Source organism: Chondromyces apiculatus DSM 436 (assembly GCF_000601485.1).
GTDB lineage: Bacteria > Myxococcota_A > Polyangia > Polyangiales > Polyangiaceae > Chondromyces > Chondromyces apiculatus.
Window position 1 is genome coordinate 1 of record NZ_ASRX01000150.1, and the last position, 5,131, is coordinate 5,131.

The 5,131-nt window shown below is 69.1% G+C and carries 6 protein-coding genes; 4 read left to right on the forward strand and 2 right to left on the reverse strand.

Going from position 1 to position 5,131, the window contains the following annotated elements; genetic code table 11:
• From CAP_RS43095 to CAP_RS43110, 4 genes are all read left to right on the forward strand, one after another.
• The coding region (locus tag CAP_RS43095) for a methyltransferase (RefSeq protein ID WP_044252584.1) at positions 1-456 on the forward strand (456 nt) is incomplete at its 5' end.
• 100 nt (positions 457-556) lie between these two features.
• A complete protein-coding gene (locus tag CAP_RS43100) occupies positions 557-2,629 on the forward strand; it encodes an ABC-F family ATP-binding cassette domain-containing protein (protein ID WP_044252587.1) in 2,073 nt (690 codons plus the stop codon).
• Entirely contained in the window at positions 2,626-3,414 is a 789-nt protein-coding gene (locus tag CAP_RS49565) for a glutaredoxin family protein (protein ID WP_231512036.1), read from the forward strand. The genes CAP_RS43100 and CAP_RS49565 overlap by 4 nt, the downstream gene beginning before the upstream one ends.
• A gap of 83 nt (positions 3,415-3,497) precedes the next feature.
• Positions 3,498-4,145, forward strand: coding sequence for a hypothetical protein (locus CAP_RS43110; RefSeq protein WP_156041688.1), 648 nt, complete (start codon positions 3,498-3,500; stop codon positions 4,143-4,145).
• Between the two features lie 318 nt (positions 4,146-4,463).
• Here the strand turns inward: CAP_RS43110 and CAP_RS51755 are convergent, their stop codons facing one another.
• Positions 4,464-4,736, reverse strand: coding sequence for a MafI family immunity protein (locus tag CAP_RS51755; protein WP_197041598.1), 273 nt, complete (start codon positions 4,734-4,736; stop codon positions 4,464-4,466).
• On the reverse strand, positions 4,733-5,131 hold the full coding sequence (locus CAP_RS55995) for an EndoU domain-containing protein (RefSeq protein ID WP_081865859.1): 399 nt from the start codon (positions 5,129-5,131) through the stop codon (positions 4,733-4,735). Before CAP_RS55995 ends, CAP_RS51755 begins: the two co-directional genes overlap by 4 nt.

Below are 5,131 nucleotides of genomic sequence, written 5' to 3' on the forward strand. Positions count from 1 at the left end.
GCCCCCTCTCCCCCCGCCCCCTCCATCACCGTCTCCCAGGGCGACGTCGCCGACCTCACCCTCTGGCCCTCCGACCCCGACCTCGTCGTCGCCCTCCACGCCTGCGGCCCCGCCTCCGACCGCATCCTCGACCTCGCCGTCGCGCGCCGCGCCCGCTGGCTCTTCCTCGTCCCTTGCTGCTACGCCGGCGCCGTCCCCTTCTCTCCCACGGCAGAGGCCCGCGCCGACGCCCTCGGCGTCCCTCGCCATGCCGAGGTCCGCCGCCGCCTCATCACCGGCCTCATCGACGCCGAGCGCACCCTCCGCCTCGAAGCCGCCGGCTACGAAACCACCGTCGTCCCCTTCGTCCCCCCCACCGTCACCCCCCACAACCTCCTCTGGCGCGCCCGCCGCGTCGCCGAGCCCCGCCGCATGGCTGAGGCCGCGTCCCGCCTCGCCAAACTCCGGAGTTTCTGAGTCTCTTTCTGAGCCTCCACCACGCCTCCCTCCGCCCTTCCGTCCGCCCCCTTCCCCCCGCGCTTTGTCCCTGCGCGCCCCATGCTAAGAAGCACCCGCCATGACCGTCTTGCAGGTCGCCGATGTCGGCTTTGGGTACGGCGCACGCCGCCTCTTCCAGGGCATCACCTTCTCTCTCGAACAGGGACAGCGCGCCGCCCTCGTCGCCCCCAACGGCGCTGGCAAGTCCACCCTGATGCGGCTCATCGGCCGCGAAATGCCTCCTGACGAAGGCCAGGTCGTCGTCCGCAAGGGCGTCCGCGTCGCCTTCTTCCGCCAGTCTCACGAACTCACCAGCGACGGCACCGTCATGGATGCCTTCCTCGCCGGCTTCACCGAGGTCCTCGACCTCCGCCACGCCCTCACCGACGCCCAGCACGCCGCGGCCAGCGGCTCCGACGAAGCCCTCGCCCGCCTCTCCGACCTCACCGACCGCTACCACCTCTCTGGCGGCGACGACCTCGAACGCCGCGTCGAGATGATCGCCGGCCACCTCGGCTTCCACGCCAAGGACATGGACCGCCCCGTCACCAGCCTCTCCGGCGGCGAACGCGGCCGCCTCCAGCTCGGCGTCGTCCTCGCCCTGGAACCCGACCTCCTCCTCCTCGACGAGCCCACCAACCACCTCGACATCGAGACCATCGCCTGGCTCGAACGCCACCTCGTCGGCATGACCAGCGCCATGCTCATCGTCAGCCACGACCGCGCCTTCATGGACGCCGTCTGCCCTCACACCATGGAGCTCGGCACCAAGAGCTTCCGCACCTACCCCCTCAAGTACAGCGACTACGCCGTCGCCCGCGAAGAGGACCTCGCCCGCGAGCGCGAACTGGTCGAGCGCCAGCAGGACATGATCTCCAAGACCGAGGACTTCATCCGCCGCAACATCGCCGGCCAGAAGACCAAGCAGGCCCAGAGCCGCCGCAAGATGCTCGACAAGCTCGACGTCCTCGACCGCCCCGAAGACGTCTGGGCCCTCGCCGAGAAGGTCGCCTTCCGCTTCGCCCCTGCCCCCCGCACCGGCGACATCGTCCTCGACGTCCACGACGTCGCCGCCTCCCGCGGCGGCCGCGTCCTCTTCTCCGACGTCGAGCTCCTCCTCCGCCGCGGCGACCGCCTCGGCATCGTCGGCCCCAACGGCTCCGGCAAGACCACCCTCCTCAAGATCCTCGCTGGCCAGGGCGCCCCCGAGGACCAGGGCGAGGTCAAGCGCGGCACCAACCTCAACGAAGGCTACTTCGACCAGCACCTCGGCTCCCTCGACCCCTCCAAGACCGCCGTCGAAGAGATCCGCAGCGTCCGACCCGACATGAACGTCGACGTCGCGCGCCAGTACCTCGCCCGCTTCCGCTTCTACGGCGACGACGCCCTCCGCCGCGTCAACGGCTTCTCTGGCGGCGAACGCAGCCGCCTCGCCCTCGGCAAGCTCCTCCTCGAACCCCGAAACCTCCTCTTCCTCGACGAGCCCACCAACCACCTCGACATCCCTGCCGCCGAGATCCTCGAAGAGGCCCTCGTCGGCTTCGAGGGCACCGTCGTCCTCATCTCCCACGACCGCCGCTTCCTGGAGAAGGTCACCACCCGCATCCTCTCCGTCCACGAAGCCCACGTCGACGTCTACCCTGGCGGCTTCAAGGACTGGCGCGACGCCCTCGACCGCCGCGCCGCTGCCGAGGCCGAAGCCGAACGCGACGAGCGCGACGAGCGCGACGCCTCCCGCCGCGGCCCCGAGTCCAGGGGAGCCCGCGCCGTCCGCCGCAGCAGCTCCACCCGCCCCACCGCGCCCGCAGCCTCCAGCGCCTCCAGCGCCTCCACCGCCTCCACCGCCGCCGCCTCGCCCGCGGCCTCCGACGATCCCATCGCCCGCAAGCGCGCCTTCGAGGCCGACAAAGCCGCGGCCCGCGCCCTCGAGCGCAAGCGCAAGCGCGTCAAGGAGCTGGAGACCCAGATCGCCTCCGGCGAAGCCGAGCTGGAGACCTTGCGCGAAGCCCTCAAGCAAGACCCTGGCGGCGACTGGGCCAAGCTCGCCAGGAAGGCCACCGAAGAGCAGGCCCTCACCAAGCGCGTCGACGCCGCCATGACCGAGTGGATGACCCTCAGCGAGGAACTCGCCTCCCTCGGAGGTGCCGGGTGAACGCGCCTCGGGGGAGGATCGCCCGGACCCGCGCGCTGCGCCTGTCAGCCCTGTCAGCCCTGACAGCCCTGACAGCCCTGACAGCCCTGCTCGCGGGCGCTGGTTGCAGCACCAAGAGCGACGACGGCACCTCACCCATCTCGCTCATCACCGAGCTTCCCAGGGTCGAGCTGCGCGACGACACCCCGAACCTCCTCCTCACGTGGATCGACGACAAGGGCGAGACCCACGTCACCATGAAGCCCGCCGACGTCCCGGCCGAGGGCAAGAAGCTCGTCCGCGTCATCCTCTCCGACCGCGAAGACGGCACCCGCGACATGTTCTACGTCGCCGACCTCACCCAGAAAGCCGAGGCCGACACCTACGTCGTCAAGACCATGCCCCGCCGCGAGTGGGAAGCCCTGCTGGAGAAGCGCCGCGCCGCGCAGATCGCCGCGCTCGCCCCGCCCCCGCCCCCTCCCGTCGCCCCCTCACCTTCTGGCGGAGCGGCCCCCGGCGCCGGCCCCACCGCGCAGGGCGTCAGCGTCATCGTCTACGGCGCCTCCTGGTGCAAACCCTGCCACGACGCCGAGGCCTACCTCCGCCGCAAGGGCGTCGCCGTCATCATGAAGGACATCGAAGAGAACCCCGCCGCCGCCGCCGAGATGCGCGAAAAGCTCGCCCGCGTGAACCAGCGCGGCGGCAGCATCCCGGTCCTCGACGTCCGCGGCCAGATCCTGGTCGGCTTCAGCCCCGGCGCCGTCGACCGCGCCCTCTCCCGCGCCGCGGGCGGCACCGCGCTGTAGGCGCCTGTCCCCGCAGGATTCCCGTCGCTGCCCGGCCGATCTCCATGCGAGCCTCCCTGTTCGCCATGAAAGGGAGTCCGGACATGCAGAGAGCGACGTTCACAGCCCTGGTCCTGCTCACGCTGGGGAGCACCGCGACGGCCTGCCAGGACAAGCGCGCCCCCGAGCTGGTGACCGGCTACGACCTCACGCTCATCGAGCCCATCTCCGGCGACTGCGGCTCCCCCTCCGTGATCCTCTCCTCGGTCTCGCAGAGCTTCGGTCCCGCCTACGCCTACTCCAACAGCAGACAGGCCCTGCTCGCGGACCAGCGCTTCCGCCTCGTCGATCACGAATCGACCACCGCTGGCGAGGTCTACATCGCGGCTCACGCGTACAACGACGGCTACGCCCTCATCGCCCGCTGCGGCGACGCCGCCACCTGCAACCACCTCGCGGCCATGCACAAGACCCTCGTCCGCTCCAGCCGCCCCCAGGTCCTCTGCGGCTCCATGCCGGGCCTCGGCGCCCAGGTGGCCGCCTTCCGTCCCATCGACCCGAGCAAAGACCTCCCCGGCTCCGGCAAAGCCGCCGCCGCCTGCGCCCGCCTCAGCGCCTGCCAGATCGTCACCAACCGCGCCACCCCCGACGACCCTCTCCTCGCCTGCCTGAAGGAGCCGGAGAAGTTCAAGCTCGACTGCGCCAAACGCCCCTCCTGCGCCGAGGTGGTGACCTGCCTGCAACAACCCTGACGCTGCGAAACGCACAGGGCCGACCCAGCGCGCCAGCGCAGACCCGGGGCCGGACCCGAGCGCAGACCCGGGCCCGGACGCGCGCGCAGACTGCATCGGCGCCCTCGTCGACCGCTTCGCCCAGCACTGCCACGCCTTCGACATCGACGCCGACTCCTGGCGCCAGAAGGCCTCCCTCAAAGCCGCCTCATCGCGACCCACGAAGCTCTCTGGTCACTGAGCCCGTCCCCGCTCCCTACGCGAATGCCTGCGCCGCGATCTCCATCGCCTGGCCAGTCTACGCACCCACAGATCTGTCAGAAGAGCCCGCAAGATAGGTCAGCAGCTTTCCGGCTTCGGCTGTGGAACAATCCTTTGGTAAAGCGCTACATCCATGCCCATTTCAGCAACCAGATCCATGAGTCGTTGACGCACCGTGCTGGTGGGCACCACCCCCCGTTCACACAGCTGCGCGCACAGGGTGTCCAGAGCAAGCTCATGTTCGTTATATTTTATGAATCGGGCCACGTTACTACGATCGAACTCGGGCAGTTCATCGCCAAGAGAGACAAGTATCTCACTTACTTCCGTTGCAATCTGCTCAAGTGTCACCAGCGTCCCTTGTTGTAGCCGGTAATGATTCCCTCGCCAGTCGGCTCGACAATTACTTCGATGTTGAGGCCATGATCTTGTCCCCTTACAGAGTATCGAACGGGCTGCCCGCCGCTCGTGGTGCTAGCAGCTCCCGGAAGCGGTCCACCGCGGCTCAAAGTCCCTTGTCCAGGTCCTTTCGTCATCATCCAGCTCGAATTCGGCGAGTTGGCCACACGCTCAATAGCCGCAATAACTTGCTCGTCTGTCCATGTGTCGGGGAACGCACCCTCAGGCAAGTTGCGGCCGGGACCATGCCCATGCCCCGGTTTACCACCAAGATGAGCTGGTGCGCCCTCAAGAATGTGTGAGGCTCTTCCCTTACCAGGGAACCGGATACCTGACCGGAAACTCAC